Source organism: Pseudomonas sp. AK106 (assembly GCF_053903055.1).
In genome coordinates, this window is sequence record NZ_CP096426.1 from 5,295,812 (window position 1) to 5,321,136 (window position 25,325).

Annotated in this window: 24 protein-coding genes, 2 tRNA genes and 1 pseudogene; 17 read left to right on the top strand and 10 right to left on the bottom strand. The window is 59.3% G+C overall.

Going from position 1 to position 25,325, the window contains the following annotated elements:
• The first annotated feature begins 1 nt into the window (after position 1).
• A complete protein-coding gene (locus tag M1E04_RS23170) occupies positions 2-802 on the top strand; it encodes a divergent polysaccharide deacetylase family protein (RefSeq protein WP_065987382.1) in 801 nt (266 codons plus the stop codon).
• Between the two features lie 34 nt (positions 803-836).
• Here M1E04_RS23170 and M1E04_RS23175 read toward each other — a convergent pair whose 3' ends face one another.
• Positions 837-1,619 carry a substrate-binding periplasmic protein gene (locus M1E04_RS23175; protein WP_456293232.1) on the bottom strand — a complete coding sequence of 261 codons (783 nt, stop codon included), beginning with the start codon at positions 1,617-1,619 and terminating at the stop codon, positions 837-839.
• A gap of 199 nt (positions 1,620-1,818) precedes the next feature.
• Between M1E04_RS23175 and M1E04_RS23180 the strand changes: the two genes are divergently transcribed.
• On the top strand, positions 1,819-3,336 hold the full coding sequence (locus tag M1E04_RS23180; protein ID WP_456292107.1) for a trypsin-like serine peptidase: 1,518 nt from the start codon (positions 1,819-1,821) through the stop codon (positions 3,334-3,336).
• A 76-nt stretch (positions 3,337-3,412) separates the two neighbouring features.
• On the opposite strand, the gene hisF is transcribed toward M1E04_RS23180, so the two are convergent.
• The 6 genes from hisF to M1E04_RS23210 all read right to left on the bottom strand — a co-directional run bounded on the left by hisF (position 3,413) and on the right by M1E04_RS23210 (position 8,543).
• Positions 3,413-4,183: an imidazole glycerol phosphate synthase subunit HisF gene (gene hisF, locus M1E04_RS23185; RefSeq protein ID WP_065987385.1), complete on the bottom strand. Its 771-nt coding sequence runs from the start codon at positions 4,181-4,183 to the stop codon at positions 3,413-3,415.
• 77 nt (positions 4,184-4,260) lie between these two features.
• Positions 4,261-5,010 (bottom strand): 1-(5-phosphoribosyl)-5-[(5-phosphoribosylamino)methylideneamino]imidazole-4-carboxamide isomerase, encoded by a 750-nt coding sequence (hisA, locus tag M1E04_RS23190; protein ID WP_456292108.1) that lies wholly within the window; start codon positions 5,008-5,010, stop codon positions 4,261-4,263.
• A gap of 91 nt (positions 5,011-5,101) precedes the next feature.
• On the bottom strand, positions 5,102-5,362 hold the full coding sequence (locus tag M1E04_RS23195) for a DUF2164 domain-containing protein (RefSeq protein WP_037016295.1): 261 nt from the start codon (positions 5,360-5,362) through the stop codon (positions 5,102-5,104).
• Complete coding sequence (hisH, locus tag M1E04_RS23200) at positions 5,362-6,000, bottom strand: imidazole glycerol phosphate synthase subunit HisH (RefSeq protein ID WP_456292109.1); 639 nt, start codon at positions 5,998-6,000, stop codon at positions 5,362-5,364. Before hisH ends, M1E04_RS23195 begins: the two co-directional genes overlap by 1 nt.
• Positions 6,000-6,593, bottom strand: coding sequence for an imidazoleglycerol-phosphate dehydratase HisB (hisB, locus tag M1E04_RS23205; protein ID WP_065987388.1), 594 nt, complete (start codon positions 6,591-6,593; stop codon positions 6,000-6,002). Before hisB ends, hisH begins: the two co-directional genes overlap by 1 nt.
• Before the next feature lie 288 nt (positions 6,594-6,881).
• Positions 6,882-8,543 (bottom strand): OFA family MFS transporter, encoded by a 1,662-nt coding sequence (locus tag M1E04_RS23210; RefSeq protein ID WP_065987389.1) that lies wholly within the window; start codon positions 8,541-8,543, stop codon positions 6,882-6,884.
• A 330-nt stretch (positions 8,544-8,873) separates the two neighbouring features.
• Here M1E04_RS23210 and M1E04_RS23215 point away from each other — a divergent pair, with 330 nt between their 5' ends.
• The 7 genes from M1E04_RS23215 to M1E04_RS23245 all read left to right on the top strand — a co-directional run bounded on the left by M1E04_RS23215 (position 8,874) and on the right by M1E04_RS23245 (position 14,701).
• Positions 8,874-11,102 carry an AsmA family protein gene (locus M1E04_RS23215; RefSeq protein WP_456292110.1) on the top strand — a complete coding sequence of 743 codons (2,229 nt, stop codon included), beginning with the start codon at positions 8,874-8,876 and terminating at the stop codon, positions 11,100-11,102.
• Between the two features lie 134 nt (positions 11,103-11,236).
• A complete protein-coding gene (mutY, locus tag M1E04_RS23220) occupies positions 11,237-12,304 on the top strand; it encodes an A/G-specific adenine glycosylase (RefSeq protein ID WP_192130803.1) in 1,068 nt (355 codons plus the stop codon).
• Positions 12,301-12,573 (top strand): oxidative damage protection protein, encoded by a 273-nt coding sequence (locus tag M1E04_RS23225; protein ID WP_456292111.1) that lies wholly within the window; start codon positions 12,301-12,303, stop codon positions 12,571-12,573. The genes mutY and M1E04_RS23225 overlap by 4 nt, the downstream gene beginning before the upstream one ends.
• Before the next feature lie 102 nt (positions 12,574-12,675).
• Positions 12,676-12,751 (top strand) — tRNA-Phe (locus tag M1E04_RS23230).
• Positions 12,752-12,849: 98 nt separating this feature from the next.
• Positions 12,850-13,509, top strand: a complete 660-nt coding sequence (locus M1E04_RS23235) for a hypothetical protein (protein WP_456292112.1) — start codon at positions 12,850-12,852, stop codon at positions 13,507-13,509.
• Positions 13,510-13,573: 64 nt separating this feature from the next.
• Positions 13,574-14,068: a hypothetical protein gene (locus M1E04_RS23240; protein ID WP_065987396.1), complete on the top strand. Its 495-nt coding sequence runs from the start codon at positions 13,574-13,576 to the stop codon at positions 14,066-14,068.
• Between the two features lie 90 nt (positions 14,069-14,158).
• Complete coding sequence (locus M1E04_RS23245) at positions 14,159-14,701, top strand: cytochrome b (protein WP_456292113.1); 543 nt, start codon at positions 14,159-14,161, stop codon at positions 14,699-14,701.
• A 106-nt stretch (positions 14,702-14,807) separates the two neighbouring features.
• On the opposite strand, the gene gabP is transcribed toward M1E04_RS23245, so the two are convergent.
• Complete coding sequence (gabP, locus tag M1E04_RS23250; RefSeq protein WP_456292114.1) at positions 14,808-16,199, bottom strand: GABA permease; 1,392 nt, start codon at positions 16,197-16,199, stop codon at positions 14,808-14,810.
• 495 nt (positions 16,200-16,694) lie between these two features.
• On the opposite strand from gabP, the gene M1E04_RS23255 reads away from it, so the two are divergent.
• From M1E04_RS23255 to M1E04_RS23285, 7 genes and pseudogenes are all read left to right on the top strand, one after another.
• Positions 16,695-17,468 (top strand): ABC transporter ATP-binding protein, encoded by a 774-nt coding sequence (locus M1E04_RS23255; protein WP_296316150.1) that lies wholly within the window; start codon positions 16,695-16,697, stop codon positions 17,466-17,468.
• Between the two features lie 13 nt (positions 17,469-17,481).
• Positions 17,482-18,246 (top strand): ABC transporter substrate-binding protein, encoded by a 765-nt coding sequence (locus M1E04_RS23260; protein ID WP_065987399.1) that lies wholly within the window; start codon positions 17,482-17,484, stop codon positions 18,244-18,246.
• Positions 18,247-18,313: 67 nt separating this feature from the next.
• Entirely contained in the window at positions 18,314-19,009 is a 696-nt protein-coding gene (locus M1E04_RS23265) for an ABC transporter permease (RefSeq protein ID WP_065987400.1), read from the top strand.
• Positions 19,006-19,695, top strand: a complete 690-nt coding sequence (locus M1E04_RS23270) for an ABC transporter permease (protein WP_074889863.1) — start codon at positions 19,006-19,008, stop codon at positions 19,693-19,695. Before M1E04_RS23265 ends, M1E04_RS23270 begins: the two co-directional genes overlap by 4 nt.
• Positions 19,696-19,852: 157 nt before the next feature.
• Positions 19,853-21,058, top strand: a complete 1,206-nt coding sequence (locus tag M1E04_RS23275; RefSeq protein WP_456292115.1) for a methyltransferase — start codon at positions 19,853-19,855, stop codon at positions 21,056-21,058.
• 295 nt (positions 21,059-21,353) lie between these two features.
• Positions 21,354-21,429 (top strand) — tRNA-Thr (locus tag M1E04_RS23280).
• Between the two features lie 149 nt (positions 21,430-21,578).
• Positions 21,579-22,809, top strand: a pseudogene (locus tag M1E04_RS23285) (DNA cytosine methyltransferase); the annotation flags it as partial.
• Between the two features lie 113 nt (positions 22,810-22,922).
• Here the strand turns inward: M1E04_RS23285 and M1E04_RS23290 are convergent.
• Positions 22,923-23,732 (bottom strand): hypothetical protein, encoded by an 810-nt coding sequence (locus tag M1E04_RS23290; RefSeq protein ID WP_456292116.1) that lies wholly within the window; start codon positions 23,730-23,732, stop codon positions 22,923-22,925.
• 215 nt (positions 23,733-23,947) lie between these two features.
• On the opposite strand from M1E04_RS23290, the gene M1E04_RS23295 reads away from it, so the two are divergent.
• Entirely contained in the window at positions 23,948-24,460 is a 513-nt protein-coding gene (locus M1E04_RS23295) for a hypothetical protein (protein ID WP_456292117.1), read from the top strand.
• Positions 24,461-24,648: 188 nt separating this feature from the next.
• Here M1E04_RS23295 and M1E04_RS23300 read toward each other — a convergent pair whose 3' ends face one another.
• Positions 24,649-25,287, bottom strand: coding sequence for a hypothetical protein (locus M1E04_RS23300; RefSeq protein WP_456292118.1), 639 nt, complete (start codon positions 25,285-25,287; stop codon positions 24,649-24,651).
• Between the last annotated feature and the right edge of the window lie 38 nt (positions 25,288-25,325).

Sequence of the window (25,325 nt, forward strand, 5' to 3'; positions counted from 1 at the left end):
GATGCGCGTCTGGTTGACCGGGCTGATCTGCGCCCTTGCCTTCACAACGGGTGCTGCACATGCAGCGCCCGCCGAGTCCTCAGCGACCGTCGGCAAAGCGCCGAAGGTCGCCTATCTCAGTTTGATCATCGACGATCTCGGACAGAACCCTGATCGGGACAGCCGCGCGCTGGCCCTCCCCGGCCCCGTCACGCTGGCGATCATGCCCGACACGCCCCACGCCACCGAGTTTGCCCGTCAGGCGCACAAGGCTGGCAAGACCGTCATGCTGCACATGCCCATGGACCCGGCGACCGGGCCGTACGCCTGGCATCCCGAACTGCCACTCCCCGAACTCGAATCGCGTCTGAACGCCGCGCTGCTGAAAGTCCCTTTTGCCGCTGGCATCAACAACCACATGGGCAGCCGCATGACGGCAGAGCCGGTGGCCATGGGCTGGCTGGTGGGCGAATTGCAGCGCCGCCATCTGTTTCTGGTCGACAGCCGCACCAGCGCCAAAACCGTTGCCGCTGCCGAGGCGCAGAAGATCGGTCTCGCCAGCGTGTCCCGCGACGTCTTCCTGGACGACGAGCGCACCGCAGAGGCCATTAGCGGCCAGCTTCAGACAGCGATCAAACTGGCGCACAAGCAGGGCTCGGCCGTGATGATCGGCCACCCCTATCCGGTGACGCTCGATGTGCTCGAGCGCGAGCTGCCCAAGCTTAAATCCCAAGGTATAGAGCTGATCGAGATCCGCCACATGGTCACTGAGCGCGGAAATGAGGCGATGGCCGGCCATGGCAAGAACGGGCGTTATCGCTAGGCCGAAGGCGCTTCGCCAGAGGTGCTGGCAGTCCTTAGAGATATTCGGCGAAAATCGAATCGACCGCGCCTTCCTTGCGCAGCTGATCCAGCGCACGTTGCAGCCGCTGGACTACTGCATCCGGGGTGTCTTTGTTCAATGCCAGGAACAGTTCGGCGCTGTTAAAGCGCAGCACGGTTTTCAATCCCGTGATGCCTTCCTGCCGCGCCAGGTAGCGGCCCGCCGGATCGCCGGTGGCCCACAGGTCGAGCTGACCGTCGACCAGCTTCCGGGCGTTGTCCTTGTCGCTGAGCACCGTGATCGGCTTTATGCCCTGACGCGCAAGCTCCATCGCAATGGCGTCGCCCTTGTAGGCGCCGATTCGATAAGACCGCGCGGCTTCAAGCGTGCTCAGCTGGATTGGGCTGTCAGCCCGCGCCAGCAGAATCCAGTCGTCGGGGCCGATCGGTCCGACCCACTTGAAGAGCTTTTCGCGCTCGGGCAATCGCGCGGTCACGAACACGCCGTAGCCGGGATTTTCCATCGCCAGTTTGTAGATGCGATCCCAGGGGAAACGCAGGGTCAGGTTGTAGCCGATACCGGCGCGCTTGAAGGTCTCGCGCACCACCTCGACGGCGATGCCCTTGATGTTGCTTTCCTGGGCGAAGTTTTTCCCGTCCGTGGCCATGTTGTAAGGCGGGAAGTTCTCTGTCAGCAGGACAAACGAGGTGTCCGCCCGCGTGCTTCCGCCAGCAGAGCCATTCAGCTCTTCTGCATGAATCACTGCGCTTGCAACACAACCGAACAGCGCAAAAAGAAAAGCTGAAATTCTCAGCATTTGACTCATCTCTATCCATGACTTCGCACAGGGTGCAGGCCCTCCGCACCGTTGTCCAGAGCCTTCGGCCGGCAGCCGTGCTTTGTCGCTGAAGCCATAAATATGTATGTGACCCGAGCGCATTTTATCTGACTACCTGACGGCCTCTTTCCAACGGCCCGCACCAGACGCGGGCGCCAACAGACCAGACAGGTATTCAATGAAAAATCTCACACATACTGTGTGCAGCGTCGCGCTCATCAGCCTCATGGGCGCAGGCGTTACCCAGGCAAACAATTATGGCCAGGGACTGGAGAATGACTCGGCGGCCATCCCTCTCGATAACGCGCAAAACCGTCACGCCCCATGGAGGGCGGTAGGCCGTCTGCAACCCAGCAAAGAGAGGCCCGACATCCATTGCAGCGCGTCCTTGATTGATTCACGCAACGGCAGTCCGGTTGCATCAGGGCCTGCTTACATCCTCACCAGTGGCCATTGCGTGAGTCAGGACGCCATGAATATCTCGAGCGACATCCCTGTGGATGGCCATATCGATTTCGATTACTTTCTGGGCAACCTGCAAAACACCGAGCGTTCCCGGTTGAAAAGACTGGTGCGAGCGACCACCCGTGGTGCAGACCTGGCCATTATCGAGTTGGACACATCGCTGCAGTCGCTGCTCGACAAAGGCATCGAGCCACTGAGCATCAGTACCCATGCACCTGGCAATGGCGTGAATCTGGTGATCGTCGGCGTCCCTTCAGGCCACGAAGACGCACCTGCATTACGCCTGTCGGCATGCCCACTGGAAGGTAGCGCGGACCTGCTGGAGGATGTGTATGTCTTCCGCGGATTTCATAAACATCGCTGCCGGGGTGTGGCGCCGGGAAGTTCCGGCAGCCCCGTCCTGGACAGGGTTTCCAATCAGATCGTTGGCGTACTCAGCACGTCCACGAAGGGCGTCAAAGAGGAAAATCGCTGCCAGCCGAACGCGCCCTGCGAGATCAACAACGGGCTACCGGTGCTATCCCCAGACACCTCTTATTCCAGCCCGGCGCTGGGCCTCAAGACCTGCTTCAGCCAAGGCGTATTCAACCCGCTGGACATTGAATGCACATTGCAATCGACGCTCAAGATGACATTGGGGGCGAGCTACTCGCCAAACCCCTATAGCCGGGTAACCCTTGACGATCAGGGCCGTACCGTTTTGCCCACGTGGTCGTGGCCGTTCTCGCTGGACACCCCTTTCTACCGCTACAAAGCCGTTCGCACGCCGACGGAATGTGAAAGCCCGCATCACTACAGCAACGCCCAGGGCGCCACGCAGGCGTTGATCGATGATCGCGTAGGCCCGGAGGCCGGCCTGTATTTTCTGTGCATCATCGGTGTGGACTCTCCTGACCAGCGACCCGCGCAAGAGATGATGAACAAGCCGGTGATTGTGGCAATGGAAATCGCGCCGCCGGGTCCGACCCGAATGCCGGAACTGACCATCGAGCGCATGGCCGATGGCGGCTACAAAGTGCTGCCGTACTACTCCAACCCGACGCTTTGGGTGTACACGTTCAAATCCGGCCCGGCTGACACTGTGCAGTGCGATGACCCGCAGGGCTACAGACCTGAATTCGACGAGGTGATGATCATCGAGGCGACACCATCACCGATGAAGCTGTGCTCCAAGGCCTACGACATGGCCAGTCAGGCATCGTCGCCGCGCACCGATCTATTGCTGCCCTGATCGGAGAGTCGCCGAGTAAGCTGGATCAAGGAAGTGGCGCTGGCTGACCAGGCTATGGTCAGCCAGCGCATCAGGGTCAGCGAACCACAATCCCTTGCCTGGCCATGAACGCCTTGGCTTCTGGCACGGTGTATTCGCCGAAGTGGAAAATGCTCGCTGCCAGCACCGCGCTGGCATGACCTTCCAGCACGCCATCTGCCAGATGCTGCAGATTGCCGACGCCACCGGAAGCAATGACCGGGATGCCGAGGGCATCGCTGATCGCCCGGGTCACGCCCAGGTCGAAGCCGCTCTTCATGCCGTCCTGGTCCATGCTGGTCAGCAGGATTTCGCCGGCACCGAGGTCTTCCATCTTCTTCGCCCACATCACCGCGTCCAGGCCGGTCGGCTTGCGACCGCCGTGGGTGAAGATTTCCCAGCGTGGGGTTTCGCCGGGCAGCGAAACCTTCTTGGCGTCGATGGCCACGACGATGCACTGCGAGCCGAAGCGGGCGGCGGCTTCGCCGACGAACTCGGGGTTGAACACCGCAGCGGTATTGATCGAGACCTTGTCGGCACCGGCGTTGAGCAGATTGCGGATGTCCTGCACCGTGCGCACGCCGCCACCCACGGTCAGCGGGATGAACACCTGACTGGCCATGCGCTCGACGGTGTGCAGCGTGGTGTCGCGGCCGTCGACGCTGGCGGTGATGTCGAGGAAGGTAATCTCATCGGCACCCTGCTCGTCATAACGCCGGGCGATCTCGACCGGATCACCGGCGTCGCGGATGTTCTCGAACTTCACGCCCTTGACCACGCGGCCGTTGTCGACGTCCAGGCAAGGGATGATGCGTTTGGCGAGGGCCATGGTTAGTCCTTAAGTAACAAGCTTCAAGCTTTAAGCTGCAAGTAGAAGCGGATCGAGGTCAGCTTGCAGCTTGAAGCTTACTGCTTGGAGCTGACTGCGTAGCTGTCACAAAACGCCTGGGCTTCAGCCACATCCAGCGTGCCTTCATAGATCGCACGGCCGGTAATTGCGCCGATGATGCCCGGTGCTTTTGCGTCGAGCAGCGCCTTGATGTCGCCCAGGTTATGAATGCCGCCCGAAGCGATCACCGGAATGCGGGTCGCGGCAGCCAGCGCGGCGGTGAACGGGACATTGCAGCCCTGCATCATGCCGTCTTTGGCGATGTCGGTATAAACGATGGCCGAGACGCCGTCTGCTTCAAAGCGCTTGGCCAGGTCGATCACCTGCACGGTGCTGACTTCAGCCCAGCCGTCGGTGGCGACGAAGCCGTCTTTGGCATCCAGGCCCACGATCACTTTGCCCGGGAACGCGCGGCAGGCTTCGGCGACGAAGTCAGGGTCCTTGACCGCCTTGGTACCGATGATCACGTAACTTACGCCGGCTTTGACGTAGTGCTCGATGGTGTCCAGCGAGCGGATACCGCCGCCGATCTGGATCGGCAGGTTCGGGTAACGGCGGGCAATCGCGGTCACGACATCACCATTGACCGGCTGGCCTTCGAATGCGCCGTTCAGGTCAACCAGGTGCAAGCGACGGCAACCGCCCTCGACCCACTTGGCAGCCATGCTCACCGGATCATCGGAGAACACCGTGGAATCTTCCATCCGACCCTGGCGCAGACGTACACATGCGCCGTCTTTAAGGTCGATCGCGGGAATAATGAGCATCAGCTTTTCCTTCGTCTAAAAGCCGCGAACCGCACGCCATAAGCTGCAAGTCGCATCTCTACTAATTCTTGCAGCTTGAGGCTTGACGCTTCTAGCTGCTCTTCTCCAACGCCCACAGGTCGCTTTCGATGCTTTCGAAACGCTCCTTGAGGTGCGTCTGAACATCGAAGATCGCCCGGTTGTAGTAATGCGGGGCGATCTCGCGGGTGAACAATTCCAGAATTTCAGCCGCCTCGAACGAACCCAGGTCCAACTCGAAACGGTCTTCCATGAACCGCTTGATCGTGTGGCACGCCTCGCTCTCCTGCTCGGGAGTGAGGGTCAGGATCGGCGGCTTGGTCTTCTTGCTCATTACCGGCTGCCGTCCCACGCCGCGAAGTTCTGCAGTAACTGCAGGCCATGGGTATGGCTCTTCTCGGGGTGGAATTGCACGGCGAAACGTGAGCCATCGGCCAAGGCAGCGGCGAAGTCATGACCATAATGGCCACGTCCGACAATCTGCTGCGGGTTGGGCGATTCGATGTAGTAACTGTGTACGAAATAGAACCGCGCCATGTCCGGAATGTTGGCCCAGAGCGGATGATCCACGGCCTGCGCCACCTCGTTCCAGCCCATGTGCGGGACTTTCAGATGCTGGCCGTCTTCGTGAAGATCCTTGCCGAAAAAGCGCACCTGACCGGGCAATACGCCGATGCAATCGACGCCGCCACTCTCTTCGCTGCGCTCCATCAGCGCCTGCATGCCCACGCAGATGCCGAGAAACGGACGGTCCTGACTGACTTCACGCACCAGGGCATCGAAGCCCAGGCGACGGATTTCAGCCATGCAGTCGCGAATCGCGCCGACACCGGGAAACACGATACGGTCGGCTTCACGGATGACGTCGGCGTCGCTGGTGATCAGCACGCGACCGGCGCCGACGTGCTCCAGCGCCTTGGCCACCGAGTGCAGATTGCCCATGCCATAGTCGATAACGGCGACGGTCTGCATTACAGCACGCCTTTGGTCGACGGCATCTGGCCAGCCATGCGGTCATCAAGCTCCACTGCCATGCGCAATGCACGGCCGAACGCCTTGAAGACGGTTTCGATCTGGTGGTGGGTGTTGTGGCCGCGCAGGTTGTCGATGTGCAGCGTGACATTGGCGTGGTTGACGAAGCCCTGGAAGAACTCTTGGAACAGGTCCACATCAAAGCCGCCGACGGTGGCGCGGGTGTACGGGACGTGCATTTGCAGGCCAGGCCGACCGGAGAAGTCGATGACCACGCGCGACAGCGCTTCATCCAGCGGGACGTAGGCGTGGCCGTAGCGACGGATGCCCTTTTTGTCGCCGATGGCTTTGCTGAACGCCTGACCCAGCGTGATGCCGACATCTTCCACGGTGTGGTGATCGTCGATATGCAGGTCGCCTTTGCATTCGATGTCCAGATCGATGAGCCCGTGACGGGCGATCTGGTCGAGCATGTGTTCAAGAAAAGGAACGCCGATATCAAATCGGGACTTTCCGGTGCCATCCAGGTTGATCGAGGCTTTGATCTGGGTTTCCAGGGTGTCGCGCTCGACGAACACCATACGTTCGGCCATCACCAGCTCCGCTAAATCATTGGGCGAAAAGGCGGCCATTATAGGCGTGTGGCGGGGAAACAGAAACATGAAGCGAGCAATGCCTGACCGAGGGAAATGCCGGCCGCATGCGATAGACATGTGTGTACAAGCGAATACATTCAGGCAAAAAAAATGTGGGAGCGAGCTTGCTCGCGAATAGGCCCTGGCATTCGACATCTCTGTCGACTGTTAGACCGTCTTCGCGAGCAAGCTCACGCCCACAGGTTTCAGGTCAGCCTGATACATCTCAGGCTGCCTCGATCAGCTTTAGTGAAACAACACCGCAGTCTTCTGCAGAGTGATCCACACGCCCCACGCCAACGGAATGCCAACTGCCAGCCAGGCCAGAATCGCCAGTGGCTTGGTGCTTGGATCGGCTTTCCATTCCAGCGAAGTGCTGTGATCGGCACCGACATCGTGACCGAAAGCTTGCTCAGCCTTCAACTGCTCGTCAGTCATGAAGTACTTGTCGGCCACCGGACGCACCAGCAGGTTGCAGATGAAGCCCAATACCAGCAGACCCGCGAGGATGTACAGGGTGATGTCGTAAGCATCGGCGCGTGCAACGCCGTGGCTCAGCTGATACTCACGCAGGTAGTTCACCAGCACCGGACCGAGCACGCCAGCGGCAGCCCAGGCGGTCAGCAGACGACCGTGGATCGCGCCGACCATTTGCGTACCGAACAGGTCGGCCAGGTACGCCGGAACGGTTGCGAAACCACCGCCGTACATCGACAGCACGACGCAGAACGCCGCCACGAACAGCGCAACGCTGCCCAGGTGACCCAGTGTCGGTACCGATGCGTAGAGCAAAAAGCCCAGCGCGAAGAACACGAAGTAAGTGGCTTTACGGCCGATGTAGTCCGAGAAAGATGCCCAGAAGAAACGTCCGCCGATGTTGAACAGGCTCAGCAGACCGGTGAAGCCCGCTGCGATGGCCGCGATGGCCGCCAGTTGCGAGGCATCCAACTGCCCGAAAGGCTGATCGTTGCCCAGCAGCTTGCCGCCGAACACTTCCTGCAGCAGGGGCGAAGCCATGCCCAGGATGCCGATACCTGCCGAAACGTTCAGGCACAGCACCAGCCAGACCAGACGGAACTGCGGGGTCTTCCACGCAACGCTGACGTGCACGTGACGGTTGGTGATCATCGCGCTGTTGGCTTTCTTCGCAGGAGCGGTCCAGCCTTCAGGTTTCCAGCCGGTCGGCGGAACGCGATAGGACAGTGCACCGCCGATCATGAAGACGAAGTAAATCACCGCCATCACCGCGAAGCTCTGCCAGACACCGACGCTGTCAGGCGTGGCGAAGTGGCTCATCAGTGCGGTTGCCAGCGGAGCGCCAACCATCGCGCCACCGCCGAAACCCATGATCGCCATGCCGGTCGCCATGCCGCGCTTGTCCGGGAACCACTTGATCAGCGTCGAGACCGGCGAGATATAACCCAGGCCCAGACCGATACCGCCGATCACGCCCGAGCCGATCCACATCAGCCAGATCTGGTGCGTGTAAACGCCCAGCGCCGAGATCAGCAGACCACCACACCAGCACAGTGCCGATACAACACCGGCCTTGCGCGGGCCTGCGTGTTCCAGCCAGCCGCCCCAGATCGCTGCGGAGCAACCCAGGAAAATGAAGAACAGGGTGTAGATCCAGCCGAGCATGGAGATCGGCCAATCACAGCTGGACGAAATGACTTGCTCGAAGAAACCCATGTCAGCCGGGCAGGCGACAGCGGTCTTGATGCCGATTGCCTTGGACAGCGGCAGCCAGAACACCGAGAAGCCGTAGGCCATGCCGATACACAAGTGGATTGCCAATGCAGCTGGCGGAACCAGCCAACGGTTGAAACCGCGCTTGGCGATAATGCGCTCTTTGGACAAGAACGCAGGCTGAGCGGCAGTACCGCCCAGAGCAGTGCTCGTAGTCATCTTATTGTTGCCCCCAATTTATAGTTGTATCCCGCAAGAACAGCGACATAGCCCCACCACCACTCTTAAAGCACGCAGGCCTCGGTGGTTTATCGGCAGGACATCTCTTTACGTGACAATTCGACGCAGCACGGCTGGCGAATGGCGCGAGATTACCATTTGCGGCCTAAAAGAAAGCATTCTGCTACTACCTTTTTAGTGCCGTCTGTCACTGTGCAGGTCGCCGCCAACTTGATCGGCAACGTCTATGGCGATCCAAAACCCGGTGCTTGCGTGAGAACGCTATACTCGCGGGCTAAATTTTGAACGACTCGACACAAGGACTCGCCCATGAAAGCGTTCGGCAAAATCCTGGGGCTCACCCTTCTCGGGCTGTTGCTGATCATCGTGGCTCTTGGCTTTGCCCTGACCCACTTTTTTGATCCCAACGACTACAAAGACGAGATTCGAAAACTGGTTCGCGATCGCGCCCATGTCGAGCTGACGCTCAATGGCGACATCGGCTGGAGCCTGTTTCCATGGCTTGGCCTGGAGCTGCACGACGCCAGCGTTGCCACCTTGAGCGAGCCGTCCAAGCCTTTCGCCGATCTGCAGATGCTCGGGCTGTCCGTGCGCGTGCTGCCGCTGCTGCGCAAAGAAGTTCAGATGAGCGACGTGCGCGTCGAGGGCCTGAACCTGACGCTGACCCGCGATGAAAACGGCCACGGCAACTGGGAAGACATCGGCAAAATACCCGCGACCGCGGCCAATCCAGCCCAGCCCCCCGCCACGCCGGATGCGCCAACTGATACCGCGTCGGCCAAGCCCGACAAGCCGTGGCAGCCGCTCAAGCTGGACATCGACAGCCTGACCGTGAACAACGCGCGCATCGATTTCAACGATATTCCCAAGGCCCGGCAGTTCACCGCCGAGAGCATTCAGCTGAGCACCGGCCCGATCCACAACGCGACCGATATCCCGCTGAAACTGACCGCATTCCTCAGCACCAATCAACCCGTCGTGCGCACTAAAACCGAACTGACGGGCAAGCTGCGCTTTGATCGCGCCCTCAAGCGTTATCAGCTCGACGACATGCGTTTCTCGGGTGATGTGACGGGCGATCCACTTCAGGGCAAGACGCTGACGTTCTCGGCCCAGGGCCAGTTGCTGGCAGACATGTCCGCCAACGTCGCGGAATGGACCAACCTGAAGCTGTCCGCCAACCAGCTGCGCGCCATCGGCGAGCTGCATGTGCGTGACCTGGACAAGACCCCGCAGCTCACGGGGGGCGTTTCGATTGCGCAGTTCAACCTGCGCGACTTCCTCGACAACATCGGCCAGCCTGCGCCGACCCTTGGTGACGGCAGTCTGAACAAACTGGAACTGGTCACCCGCATCGCGGCGACGCCGAACAGCGTGGCGCTGGACGACCTCACGGTGAAACTCGACGACAGCACCATCAGCGGCCACATCGCCGTGGAGGACTTCGCCAAGCAATCCCTGCGCCTGCAACTCAAGGCCGACACGTTCGACGCCGACCGCTATCGCAAGCCCGAAGGCGAGCAGGCGAAGAGCGCGGGCGCCGCTCGCAGAGCCGAAGTTCAGGGCGCCGAGGCCGAAGCCATGGTGGCCTCAGGCACCTCGCCTCTGCCGAATCAGCCGACCCAAGGCGCCTGGAGCGACGCGAAGCTGCTGCCGCTTGAGCGCCTGCGCAAACTGGATGTCGACGCCGATCTGAGCTTCGGCAAACTGACCCTGGAGAAACTGCCGATCCAGAATGCGGCGCTGAAAACCTCGGCGCTCGATGGCGTGATAACCGTCAACAGCCTGCGCGGCGATCTGTACAACGGTAATTTCGAGGTCAAGGGCAATCTCGACGCGCGTCCCGAGGTGCCGTTGGCCAGCGTGCAGACGCACATCGCCAAAGTGCCGGTGGAACACTTCATTCAGAGCCAGGGCACCACTCCGCCTCTGCGCGGCCTGCTCAACCTCAACAGCGATGTGACCGCCAAAGGCAACAGCGAGAAGGCGCTGGTCGAGAGCCTCAACGGTACTGCCAGTTTTGCGCTGAACGACGGCGTGCTGGTCAACGCCAACCTCGAGCAGCAGCTCTGCCGCGGCATCTCGACGCTCAACCGCAAGAGCTTGAGCGGCGAGCCGCGTGGCAAGGACACGCCCTTCCAGCAGTTGAATGGCAATCTGGTGTTCCGCAACGGCGTGGCCAGCAACCCGGACCTGAAAGTCCGTACCCCGGGCCTGACCGTCAACGGCGATGGCGACATCGACCTGCGCGTCATGGGCATGAACTATCGCGTCGGGGTGATCATCGAAGGCGACAAGAGCGACATGCCGGACCCTGCCTGCGAAGTGAACCCGCGTTTTGTCGGCATCGAATGGCCGGTGCTCTGCCGTGGCCCGCTGGAAATGGGCGCGAAGGCCTGTCGTCTGGATAACGACGGCCTGGGCAAGGTCGCTGCAAAGCTGGCAGGCGACCGGATTGGCGACAAGATCGATGAAAAGCTGGGGGACAAGGTCAGTCCCGAGCTTAAGGACGCGATCAAGGGATTGTTCAAGCGTTAAGCCTGACTAACAGGCGCCGCGCAGTTAAGTGGTGGGAGTGAGCACACTCCCACATTCATTTTGACTGGCCGCCGACAGCGCGGCGTCTGGCTGCGGATATAGCAACCCAACTTCTTTGATCACCGGAACCCTTGATGCAACCCGAGCAGTTCTCCTCCGCCGTTCTCGACTGGTACGACCGCCACGGCCGTCACGACCTCCCCTGGCAACACGACATCACCCCGTACCGCGTGTGGGTGTCGGAAATCATGCTGCAGCAAACCCAGGTCAGCACCGTGCTTGGCTATTTCGACACGTTCATGGAAGCGCTGCCTACCGTGCAGGCTCTGGCCGACGCGCCGGAAGATGAGGTCCTGCATCTGTGGACCGGGCTGGGTTACTACACCCGCGCGCGCAACCTGCAGAAGGCCGCGAAAATCGTGGTGGCCGAGCACGGCGGAGAATTCCCCCGCGACGTGGAAAAGCTCGTCGAGCTGCCGGGTATCGGCCTCTCAACGGCCGGCGCGATTGCCAGCATCAGCATGGGCCTGCGCGCGCCGATCCTTGATGGCAACGTCAAGCGCGTACTCGCCCGCTTCACCGCCCAGGAAGGCTATCCCGGCGAGCCCAAAGTGGCGAAGCAGATGTGGACCACGGCCGAGCGCTACACGCCGCACAGCCGGGTCAATCACTACACCCAGGCGATGATGGATCTGGGTGCCACGCTCTGCACCCGGACCAAACCCAGCTGCCTGCTCTGCCCCCTCGAGCGTGGCTGCGAAGCCCACATGCTGGGCCAGGAAACCCGTTATCCAATTCCTAAGCCGCGCAAGGTCGTGCCGCAAAAGCGCACCTTGATGCCGATCTTTGCCAACGGCGAAGGCGCGATTCTGCTGTATCGCCGCCCTTCGACCGGGCTGTGGGGCGGGCTATGGAGCTTGCCGGAACTGGACGACTTCAACGACATGCAGCATCTGGCCAACCAGCACGCCCTTGAGCTGGGCGAGCATCAAGCCTTGCCGGGCCTGATCCACACGTTCAGCCACTTTCAGCTAAGCATCGAACCCTGGCTGGTCCGGGTCCGCGCGTCCGCCCATCACGTGGCCGAGGACGACTGGCTCTGGTATAACCTCGCCACCCCGCCGCGCCTGGGCCTTGCCGCCCCGGTGAAGAAACTGCTGAAAAACGCAGCCGACGTATTGAATGCAGGAGAGTCCTCATGACCCGCACCGTGATGTGCCGCAAATACAAAGAAGAATTGCCTGGCCTGGACCGTCCGCCGTATCCGGGCGCCAAAGGTGAAGACATCTACAACCATGTCTCGCAGAAAGCCTGGGGCGACTGGCAGAAACACCAGACCCTGCTGATCAACGAGCGTCGTCTGAACATGATGAACGCCGAAGATCGCAAATTCCTGCAGACCGAGATGGACAAATACCTGTCCGGCGAGGAATACGCCAAGGCCGACGGCTATGTTCCCCCTGCCGATTAACCCTTCGCAGACAGTGTTCGTCGTAAGCGGAGGAAATAATTCAGATTTTTTTCGACACCCCGCTTGACGACCTCCTGAAAAACACGTTTAATGCGCCCCGTTGCCCAGATAGCTCAGTCGGTAGAGCAGGGGATTGAAAATCCCCGTGTCGGCGGTTCGATTCCGTCTCTGGGCACCATAAATACCGAAAAACCCCTGCATCGAAAGATTCAGGGGTTTTTTATTGGGCGCAATTTATTAACATCGCAGGCTTGAGCTAACCAAGGAAGCTTCGTGATGGCATCTGTCAGCAAGCAACAAAAACGAGCCAAGCGCGCCAAGACCAAAGCCAAAGAGCAGCGTGTCGATCGCCAGCATCCGCAGACTCCCAACCCGATCGTCCCGGATTACTTCATGCCTGATTTCTTCTCGGACGACGACGCAGCGCTGCTGGACGACGATACCCTGCTGAAGAATTTCGTAGAGCCCGACATCCTCGAAACCATGGACGAAGAAGAGCGGGAGGCGATGGCGGCGGTGATAAGAGGCGAGTCCGACGAGATGTCGATCACTGAGGACGAAATGCTGATAGCGGAGGTGTATCACTCCCCTGCGCCAGAGCCGTCTCAGGAGCAACGCCTCGCGCATTACGAAGTGCTCAAGCTTGCCGAGCAGCAAGGGTTCCTCGATCTGCTCGATGCTTTTGCCAGAGGTCCCATAGCCGCCCACGCTTTCTACGACATCGACTTCGACGACTACCTCGACGTCCTGGTGAACACGCTTGGCGCTTACTTGATGTGGGCCCACGGACTGGATGAGGCTACCGTCAGGGCGCGCATTCACGACGATGATTTCTACGAGGCCTTCCGCGCGATTCTCGACGAGATCGAGATGGAATCCACGATGGAGATGCTGGGGATCGACCGCAACAAGCACGACGAACCGGCGCAAGACTGAATACAATACGCGCCCGATGATCCTGGGCCATGCGAATGGCTGCACCGCACAAGGAACCGCCGTCATGGCCTCCCCCGACAAACAGCAAAAACGCGCCCAGCGTGCAAAGGCCAAAGCCAAGCAGAACCGTTCCGGCAAGGCCCGGCCGAGCGTCATTCACCCGGTGCTCAACCATGCCTTCGTCAACGAGCCTTTCGATGACGTCGAGATCGACCTGAGCACGTTTGATTTCAAAGACATCGAAGAAAACGGTTTCGACCCTGCGGATTTCGACGACCTGTTCGAAGCAATGAAGCAGGCCGAATCAGTCAGCTTGCTGGCGCTGTGCGTGGTCTTCCTGCAATACCCGGTGCTGGAGCTGGTGATTGCCGAAGAAGACGAAGAGCCGGCGACCGACTTCATGATGGGCCTGCTGATCACCTACCGCGGGCTGTTCCACGAGGAAGATGAAGACTCGGCCGTTGAATGGATCGGCAGCGACGCCTTCCAGACTGCCTACAACGAAGCGTCCGTGATCCTGCAGAAAAAGAACGCGAAAGGTGCAGGCGGGCGCTCTTAAAACGTTTTTTGATTTACATGACCCCGGTCAAAACGGTAGCTTTGCGCCATTACGAGAATGCAACTCCTTCTCACCTAAAGGCTGGCCGTTTTGACACCTCTAAACACCGCTTTGCCGGCACCGACGTCAGGCGAAACGAGCACTTACTCCCGAACCCGCATTTTCCTGCATTGGCTGTCCGCGGCCGTCATCCTGTGGGCGACATTCAGCGGCTTCGGCGTGGCATTGCTCGACCAGAGCGACCCGTTTCGGCAATGGGTCGAGTCGTTTAATCCCCAACTGACCAGCTTGTTTATTCCGTTCTTTGCCTGGCGTTTGTGGCTGGCGATCAAAGCCCCTGCGCGGCACTCAGCCAAAAACGTCCAGGCGCGACTGGCAAGCGCTGCGCACAAGGCGATCTATGGGGCGGTGGCGGGCGTGCTGATTACCGGGGTGCTGATGATGAGCCACCCGGTCATGCTGCTGGCGCTGGTGCCACTGCCACAGCTCATCCATTCAAAGATCGCGCTGCTGGAGCTGCATCAGTTGCATCACGTCCTGTGCGCGGTATTGGCAGGGTTGGTGGCGCTGCATCTGGCCGCAGTGGTGCTGCATCAAGTGCGCGGCAAATCGGTGCTGGGCAGGATGCGCTGAGACACTGACCCCCACCGCGACCCGATCATCGGGACGAAAAAAAACCGCCATCATCCCTGATAGCGGCTTCTCGACAGCGGTCGGTCACAACCGACTCACTGCTCCATCAATTCAGCACAGCCTTGCCTGCCTTCCCCGCTTTGCGACGGCTCGACACGATCAGGCCAGCAGCCACGACCATCAGGCTCAGCAGCCCGGTGGCAATGATCTCCATGCGGTGGCCTTCCTGGAACAGCATGATGGTCAGCACGGCGACGATGAACACGATCACTGCCCAAGTCAGGCCGGGGAACAGCCACATGCGGAAGTCGACGGCCTGGCCTTCTGCTTCACGCTTGCGGCGCATACGCAGCTGAGACACGGCGATGACCAGATACACCAGCAGTGCGATGGCGCCCGAGCTTGCGAGCAGGAAGTCGAACACCGCCGCAGGTGCGACGTAGTTGGCGAACACGGCAGCAAACGCAGCGCCGGTCGACAGGAGCACCGCCCAGTAAGGCGTGCCGGCTTTGGTGGTGCGCTGGGAAACAGCAGGGGCGTCGCCACGTTTGCCGAGGGAAAAGAGCATGCGTGAAGCCGTGTACAGCGCCGAGTTCAGGCAACTGGTCACGGCGACCAGCACGACGATGTCGACGATCAGCTTGGCGTTCGGAATGCCCATCAGATCGAGCACGGTCTGGTACGAACCCACTTCAGCCAGACGGCTATCGTTCCAAGGCACCAGCGAAACGACGAGGAAGATCGAAAGCAGATAGAACAGGCAGATCCGCCAGATCACCGAATTGGTTGCCTTGGTGATTTGCTGGCCGGGATTCTTCGATTCTGCCGCCGCGATGGTGACAATCTCCGTCCCCATGAACGAGAACATGGTGGTCAGCATCGCCGCCAGCACCGCCCCCATGCCGTTAGGCAGGAAACCCTGCGTGTCATACAAATGACTGACGCCGCTGACCTGGCTGTTCGGCAGAAGTCCCATCACCGCCGCAATGCCGAGCACCACAAAGCCGATGATCGCGAGCACTTTGATCAGCGCGAACCAGAACTCGAACTCTCCGTAGTTCTTCACGCTGAAGAGGTTGGTCGCGGTGAGCAGCAGAGTGATCACTAACGTGAACGCCCAGATCGCCACGTTCGGGAACCACGCGTGCAGGATGGTTGCGGCGGCGTTGGCTTCCAGCGGGATGACCAGCACCCAGAACCACCAGTACAACCAGCCGATGGTGAAGCCGGCCCAGTGCCCGATCGCGCGGTCGGCGTAGGTCGAAAAAGAACCGGTGTCCGGCGAAGCGACGGCCATTTCCGCCAGCATGCGCATCACCAGCACCACCAGCGTACCCGCGGCGCCGTAGGCCAGAAGCACAGCCGGCCCGGCTTCGGCAATCGCGTGGCCGGAGCCGACGAAGAGGCCGGCGCCGATGACGCCCGCGATGGACAGCATGGTGATGTGCCGCGGTTTGAGCCCTTGTTCAAGGTTTGAAGCGTTGGGTGTACTGCTCATGGAACCAACCTTAGAAGGATTTCTGTACGGATCAGGACGCGTGGCGGCTCTTCGTAAAGAGAACACAACAGCTCTGTTATTTATTTTTTACGCAAGAATTACGCCAGGATGTTTCAGATACGACGTCGCAGCGGGATACGCCCGCTCTAGACCTTTTACGCAAGTCCATGAATGCAATAGCAATTCGCCAGTCGCGTAGGAAACGTTACCTGGAGCAACAGGAGGGTGACGATTAGCCGCACCGAAAATACACACTCAAGATGAAATAGCACCAAATAAGCGCACATTAACGGCCGTCAATCCCCGCAATGGCCGGAACACCCTTCCCCACGGCGGTTAAAGCTGGCACCATCGCGCCCTTTTTGCGCAACGGCATTCTGCGCTAGCGCTCATCAAGCTCATCCTCAAAAGGCCTCGCGCAGCATGACTGCTGCCGCCGCTAGGTTGCGTCCACTCGACAACCCGATGAGCCCACCGAATACACGAGGACTGAACATGGCCGAGGCCACGCCCGCCCTGGAAATCCGCAATCTGCACAAGCGCTACGGCGAACTCGACGTGCTCAAGGGCATCTCGCTGAGTGCGCGCGATGGCGACGTGATCTCGATTCTGGGTTCCTCTGGCTCAGGCAAGTCGACGCTGCTGCGCTGCATTAATCTGCTGGAGAACCCGCATCAGGGCCAGATTCTCGTGGCCGGCGAAGAGCTCAAGCTCAAAGCCACCCGCAAAGGTGAACTGATCGCCGCCGACAACCGTCAGATCAACCGCCTGCGCAGCGAGATCGGCTTTGTCTTTCAGAATTTCAATCTCTGGCCGCACATGACCGTCCTCGATAACATCACCGAGGCGCCGCGCCGCGTGCTGGGGCAGAGCAAGGCCGAGGCCACCGAAGTTGCCGAAGCATTGCTGGCCAAAGTGGGAATCGCCGACAAGCGTCATGCGTATCCGGCACAGTTGTCGGGCGGTCAGCAGCAACGTGCCGCGATTGCGCGCACGCTGGCGATGCAGCCCAAGGTCATTCTGTTCGATGAGCCCACGTCTGCCCTCGATCCCGAGATGGTGCAGGAAGTGCTTAGTGTTATTCGTGGCCTGGCCGAAGAAGGCCGGACCATGCTGATGGTGACCCACGAAATGAATTTCGCCCGGCAGGTGTCCAGCGAAGTGATCTTCCTGCACCAAGGGCTGATAGAAGAACAAGGTTCGCCAGACCAGGTCTTCGATGACCCGCAGTCGGCGCGCTGCAAACAATTCATGTCCAGCAATCGCTAACGGAGCAACATCGATGCAGACCCTGAGAAACATTCTGTTGGCCGCTGCCGCCACCCTGGCCATGGCCTCCAGCGCCTTTGCTGCCGACACCCTGAAAATGGGCATCGAGGGCGCCTATCCGCCGTTCAACAACAAAGACGCCAGCGGTCAGGTGGTGGGCTTTGACGTGGAGATCGGCAACGCCCTGTGCGCCAAGATGAAAGTGACCTGTGAAACCGTCACCTCCGATTGGGACGGCATCATTCCAGCCCTGAATGCGCAGAAGTTCGACTTCCTGATCTCGTCGATGTCGATCACCGAAGAACGCAAGCAGGCCGTGGATTTCACCATTCCGTACTACTCCAACAAGCTGCAATTTGTCGCGCCTAAGACCACGAACCTCAGCGGCGACCTGGCCGCCATCAAGGAAACGTTGAAGGGCAAGACCATCGGCGCCCAACGCGCGACCCTGTCCGGGACGTGGCTGGAAGACAACTGGGGCGACGACGTGACCGTCAAGCTGTACGACTCCCAGGAAAACGCCTTCCTCGATCTGGCGTCGGGCCGCCTCGACGCACTGCTCGGCGACAAATACGCGAGCTACGAGTGGCTCAAAGGCAAGGAAGGCCAGAGCTTCGAGTTCAAAGGTGATGCGCTTCCGGTTGACGACAAGATCGGCATCGCGGTGCGCAAAGACGACCCGCTGCGCGACAAGCTGAGCGAAGCCCTGAAAGAAATCATCGCAGACGGCACCTACAAGAAGATCAACGACAAGTATTTCCCGTTCAGCATCCTCTGACCTGCCTAACCATCGCCGCCGTTTGCCCGCGCAGACGTCGGCGTCTGTCCTCTAGACAAACAACGCCATGAACTTCGATCTCTATGGATTCGGCCCGGCCCTGGCCGCCGGCATGCTGATGACCCTCCAACTTGCGCTGTCGGCCCTGTGCCTGGGGCTGGTCCTCGGCCTGCTCGGGGCGCTCGCGAAGACTTCGCCGAATCGTGCCTTGCAGTGGCTGGGCGGCACGTATTCCACGCTGGTTCGCGGCATCCCTGAATTGCTGTGGGTGTTGCTGATCTACTTCGGCACGGTCAGCTCGATGCGGGCGATCGGCAAGCTGTTCGATATTCCGAACCTGTCACTGAGTGCTTTCGCGGCTGGCGTCATTGCCCTGGGCCTGTGCTTCGGCGCTTACGCGACCGAGGTGTTCCGCGGCGCCATGCTGTCGATCCCGAAAGGTCATCGCGAGGCCGGCTTGGCGCTGGGCATGTCGCGATCGCGCATCTTCTTCAAACTGGTGATGCCGCAGATGTGGCGCATCGCGCTGCCGGGGCTCGGCAACCTGTTCATGATCCTGATGAAGGACACGGCGCTGGTCTCGGTCATCGGGCTTGAAGAGGTCATGCGTCACGCGCAGATCGCCGTCACGTCCACCAAGCAGCCTTTCACCTTCTATATGGTCGCGGCGCTGATGTATCTGTGCATGACCGCGCTGTCGATGATAGGCCTGGCGTGGCTGGAGAAACGCGCGTCGGTGGGCTTTGCGAGGAGCGCGTCATGAGCTGGGAATTCGTCCTCAAATGGCTGCCGAAACTGCTGCACGGCGCCACCGTCACGCTGGAACTGGTCGCCGTCGCGGTGATTGCCGGCCTCATCCTCGCCATTCCGCTGGGCATCGCCCGCGCTTCGCGTAACGCCTATGTCCGGGCGCTGCCCTACGCTTACATCTTCTTCTTTCGTGGCACACCGCTGCTGGTCCAGCTGTTTCTGGTCTATTACGGCCTGGCGCAATTCGACGCCGTCACCAAGGGTCCGCTGTGGCCTTACCTGCGCGATCCGTTCTTCTGCGCGGCGCTGACCATGACGCTGCACACCACCGCCTACATCGCGGAGATACTGCGCGGCGCCATTCAGGCCGTGCCGCCCGGTGAAATCGAAGCGGCCCGCGCACTGGGCATGTCCAGAGGCAAAGCGCTGCTGTACATCATCCTGCCCCGCGCCGCACGCATCGGCCTCCCCGCCTACAGCAACGAAGTCATTCTGATGCTCAAGGCCAGCGCACTGGCGAGCACCGTGACCCTGCTCGACATCACCGGCATGGCCCGCACCATCAACGCGCGAACCTACATGCCGGAGCAGACCTTCCTCATCGCCGGGTTGATCTATCTGGTGATGTCGTTCGTGCTGGTGCAAGGCTTCAAGCTACTTGAGCGCTATCTGCGAGTGGATGCCAGCCAAGGGCGCTGAGGATCGCCGCGCGCTCCCGCAGAGAACACGGTCCAGGTGGGAGCGAGCTTGCTCGCGAAAGCGGTATTTCAGCCGCCGAAGATTGCCGAGCCTGATAAACGCGCTCAGGCACTGATTCACCGTATGCTGCACATCACCGCTCAACTGCCATAACCCAATGCCACTCACACCCGCGCAACTCCAATCCCGATTCGCCGCGCTTGATGCCTTCCTCCTGGAGCATCAGGCCCTGTGGCGCCCACGACCTTTCACCCATCGCCACCTGCCGTGGGAGTCCCAGCACCCTGAGCTGTCACGCTGGCTGCGACAACGTTCGCTCGAAGAGGCAGAAGCGGCGCACAACCACCCCGAACAACTCAGTGCGCCGCAGCCCTTTGCTCAGCTAGCTTTACAGTCGAGGGCGTTAAGCGAGATCGACCCGCTGCCTCCCGTCAGCCTGGAGCCCGTGTCATCGCGCATGAGCGTCGACGTGCCCGGGCGCAAGTGGCAACAGATCGAAGCCTTCGCCAGCCGTTTAAGCTTTCAGCGACAGCCAACCCACTGGCTGGACTGGTGCTCGGGCAAAGGCCATCTGGGTCGGCGCCTCGCCCATGGCGGCCAAGCGCTCACCTGCCTGGAATACGATGCGCACCTGGTTGAATCGGGAAGGCAACTCAGCGACAAACTGGGCATCACCGCAAACCATCTGCATCAAGACGTCATGGCCGACGATGCCGGCGCGCGCCTCGAAGCCCATCACACGCCCGTCGCCCTCCACGCCTGCGGCGACCTTCATGTGCGCCTCATGCACCTCGCCAGCGATGCGCGCTGCCAACAACTGGCAATCGCGCCCTGCTGCTACAACCGTATCGCCGGCGAGCACTACCTGCCGATCTCCCAGCAGGGCAAAGCGTCCCCGCTTACGCTCTCCATCGATGATCTCGGCCTGCCCCTCAGCGAAACCGTCACCGCCGGCGCCCGCGTACGCCGCCAACGCGACACCTCCATGGCCCGACGCCTCGCCTTCGACCTGCTGCAGCGAGAGCTGCGCGGCATCGACGACTATCTGCCAACGCCATCGCTGCCCAGCGCCTGGCTCGACAAACCCTTCGCCGACTACTGCCGCGACCTCGCCGAACTCAAGCAACTCCCCTCCCCCGGCACTCAGGACTGGAACGCCCTTGAAACAGCGGGATGGGCGCGCTTGACCGAAGTGCGCAACCTCGAATTGCTGCGCAACCTCTTCCGCCGACCGCTGGAAATGTGGCTCATCCTCGACCGGGCGCTTTATATGACCGAGTGCGGGTACGACGTGCACATCGGCACCTTCTGCGACAGCCAAGTCACTCCGCGGAATCTGCTCATTCTCGCAGAACGGATGTGAGCTTTTTTTGACGCGCGTGCCTGTGGATAAGTCTGTTGATGAAATCCCAGCGAACGCCCGGAAATCCTGCTTTGGGAGGGATGTAACCATTTGTTCATTTTTTGGTCAGCGTAAAATTGGCGCTAAAACAGTAGCTTGCGAACGATTGAGAATGGTTCCTGAATCTGACCGATCGTCACCTTCGGTTTGTGCGGATTGTGAATAACGGTAATCACCTTCCGGCATAAGGGCCGCGAAAAAACTGAAATTAGGGCTTTACTCGCCAGATCAAATCCCTATAATCAGCGCCCACAACGCCGGTATAGCTCAGTTGGTAGAGCAACTGACTTGTAATCAGTAGGTCCCGGGTTCGACTCCTGGTGCCGGCACCATACAAAACAAAGGGCTCGCAGAAATGCGGGCCTTTCGTTTTTGCGCCCCACGTACAATTGCACGTACAAAAAAGCCATAACTGATTGCTGATCAAAGTTATCCACAGTCCACCTCGATCACGCTATTCAAGCCACTCCCCGCCCCCCCACACCAAGGCAGCGATCACATCAACGATCCACTTAACCCGCTACATATGGTGACTTGCGCCAAATGCGGCGAGCTAACGCTGATCAGCCCTACGTTGGTTCAGGCCAGTTACGGCGAGCGGGACGGTCAAGAGCCGCGGGTACCGGGATGGATCAGGCCCTTGGCACCGTGGTCGCCGGCGGCGTGAAGCACGCATTGACCAGCGCTGTCCTGATAGGTACTGGCGGGCCGAAGTATTCCGGGAAGCTGACAGCTGCCGACCAACCCGTTGGTACCCTTCTCGCGCAGAATTACCGGGTCATTGCTGCTGCGTCACTGGTACAGTTCGGTAATGATGACAATGCTGGATCCGCGCCGCGTACCGCGGACCTGCACGACTCACTCGGCACCATCATGGCATCGGGTGGCAAATACGGCGTAGCCGCTGCACACCTAGTGAAGTTTCATTTCGACGATGGTGGCAAGCCCTGGACGGACCGTTGCCGACGATCACCAGCGGCGGCAACTATCAACGTCCCGCCCGTGCCGCTCACGCGATGGGCATATCACCGGTTTTCATGGCCCAAATGCACGGTAGTTTTAACGCCACCCACGCCAAGAGCGCCGACGAGCCGATGACCACGGTCACCAATACAGGCAGCCAGCAACGATTGATTGCCGCCAACCTAGTGCATTTGCGCAGAAACTGTGATGCCCGAGACGTCAACGATCCTTTGCATACCGTCAGCGCCGGAGGAACACATCACGGCTTGGTGTCGGCTTTCATAGAACGCCAATTTGGCGCCAGCGTCGGCCAGGACCTGAATGAGCCAGCGCCGACCATCAAGGCGGGCGGCGGAGGCTAGAGATCGTTGGTCAGCTTCGAACTGTCCCCCGAGCACGAAGAAGGCGCGCTGCGCGTTGCCGCGTTCCTGATCACCTACTAGGGACCGAAATCATGAGCGGCTGCGACCAGCCCGCTCCGACGATCACCACGAAGGATCGCCTCGGCCTGGTCACCGTCATGGTCAAGGGCACTCCGTACGTGATCGTCGATATCCGATTGCGGATGATGCAGCCGGCAGAGATGTACCGGGCGCAGGGCTTCCCGCCGGATTACGTCATCACCCACGGCGCCGACGGGAAGGCGTTTACGAAGGCTGAACAGGTCCATATTTGCGGCAACAGCGTCAGCCCTCGGCCGCGCTAACGACCCATGGCGAACCAACGTTCAGCAGGAGGTGGCTGCATGAAACGCATCTACCTCAGCGGACCCATGACTCCGAATAACCTCGTGGCTAAATGCATGGCGTTGCACGATGGTTTTTAAAAGCGCATCACTAGCGTAGCCACGCAGTTTTTCGACTCACTCAGCAAGGTTGACAGTGATGAACTGCATATCATTGCAAGCCACATACATCTTTCCGTTTTGAGAGCGATGTAGGTGGCCGAATACCAGAACATACGCCCCGGCAAGGTCTTCATTGTCACGGACCCTAAATCGATTACGGAAATCCTGCAGGATGGAGGCGTCTACGGCGATGCTGACACCAGCCCGTCCACCGCTATTAAGCCAGAGGCTACCCTGCCACTCCCTCGCGTCAGACAACATCCCCCAGTACCCTCGGTATTGTCCACGCCGCTCGGCGGTAACATCATCGAATCGGACAAAGAAATCTCTGACGCGAAACTCACCTTCAGGCAGGGCGATTAACTGATCAGAGTTTGCAAACTGTTCCGATAGCATCAGGTTTCGCAGGATCGTGCTAAGCCTGCGCCGCCTGACAGCCGTGCGTCTACCAGGACCGACGACATACCGACCGCCAGCCCCGCCGGGTTCTATCGGCGCATCCGGCTGGGGACGAACGATTTCCTGAGCGCCAAAATCGAAGTCGATTTCGATCCGGTCGCCAACATTGATGCGCTCCTCCTGATCATCTCCTCGCGCGCCGCGCGGTGTGGTTTCTACGGCTGCTAATGGACAATTGTCTAGATGAGGGCGGGCCCCGAAACATGCTGCTTGACCGCTGCGTGACTCTTTACGAAAAAAAGCCGGAGCTTGGCATTGTGGGCAAATCAAAAGCCTTCGGTAGTGCTCAAGCGTTCCAGCATCCAATTGCTCGAATTGATGGGCGTTATAGTTTTGCCCGTCTGCAGTGCATCTTGCGATATCCATAGGTGCATCCTTGACCATTTTTGACATATGGCATTAAGCCATTTCTACCCGATCTTAACCGCATACGCGCGCTGTAACCACCTGTAGTCGTTCGGCGTTGACATCGAGGCTGTCCTATCCCACCGCTTCCAGCTTCAGAGCGCCGCACCGCTAAGCAATTAAGTATCTACATCACTGAAAGCTGTTTGCCGGCCTCTGGTGGGCCTGGAGAACTTATGCCTGCAAATACTGAATACAACATGGCTCCTACGGTAGCTCTCGACCTGGCTCGCATAGTTCAGAGCGACCTGGCACATCGCGTGGAGCTGTTGACGACGTTCATGCACCTGCGCGGGGAGAAGTCGCTAACTGAGACGTTCGGCCCGTTTATCGGCCTGGCCAATTCGGTCGCAGATAACCGCGCAGAGATGAGCGATCTGGTCCTCATCGATGAGTGCGGCGTGCATCCGGACAAGTTCAAGAGCGTCAACATGCCCACCATCCTTGGCGCGTTCCAAGGTGTGGCGCTCGCAAGTGGCTGCGAGCCGGCGGGTCACTGCTGCGCCTGCCGCTTCGGATCAATCGTGAACCAGTCGCCGATCGCCACCACGGACGCCGCTTACGTGGTCTTCAACAGCGAGGGCCTCATGCGCCATGCCTACATCGAGGATGCCGGAGAGCCCACAAGAGTTTGCGTAGGTCATGCAACGGCCTGCAAGCAGCTTGACCAAGCACCGCGCACTTCGTAGATGGCGGAGAAATCGCGGAAGCGCAGAAACTTCATGTCTCAGAGTGAAGCAGGGCGCTATGAGGGCAGCTAAGGAACTTGAATTTGAAGAATTGCAGTGACGAATCGGGATAGATTTATTTTTTGCACATTGACATAAAAGTAAATCTACCCATTTTTTCTCGACACACCATAAATCTCAAGAGCTAGTCATTTTTTATCAGTAACGGAATTAATTCCGTTTATAGAAAATTTCTTAGAGTATCTCGGAGATTTAAAATATGCAGGAGACACTCTCTCTGCAGTTTCGATTAGCCTTCTCACAGCGTCCTCCAGACCGTCCTGCGCATACGCTTTAGATTTATCATTTGAGTAGGCAAAGTCTGGATCTCGTGTAAAACACTCTACTCTCGGATGAGCAATTTCATCTAGATACTTATAGAAAGCCTCCTTAGCAATTACAGTACCAAACATCCGCCACGCATATTTCTTGCCCCAATAATAACCATCAACAGCATCATGCGTAACACGCTCATCATTTTTTGTTTTTTCAATTAAAAAATTTCCCTTAGCTATTTGTTGCGCCGCCAGATAACTCAGTATAGGGTTTATTATTGAGGTCAACGACAAAGCTGAGAGGTCGACGATATTTCTTCCACCCTCGACGATAAAACCGACATTATAACGTTCACCCTCAACAATTACCGCAGCAGAGCTAGCTTCAAATTCATATACAGTTTTTGTAGTTGCAGGCGTAAATTTATGCAGATAATTTCCAGCAGAAATTTTTGTAATTTTGTAATTACTAGCGATCAAATCATGCGTGGTAAAAAGCTCTCTAGACTTCATAAATCCCTCACCAACAAGTTAGGCAATGTTCATTTCCA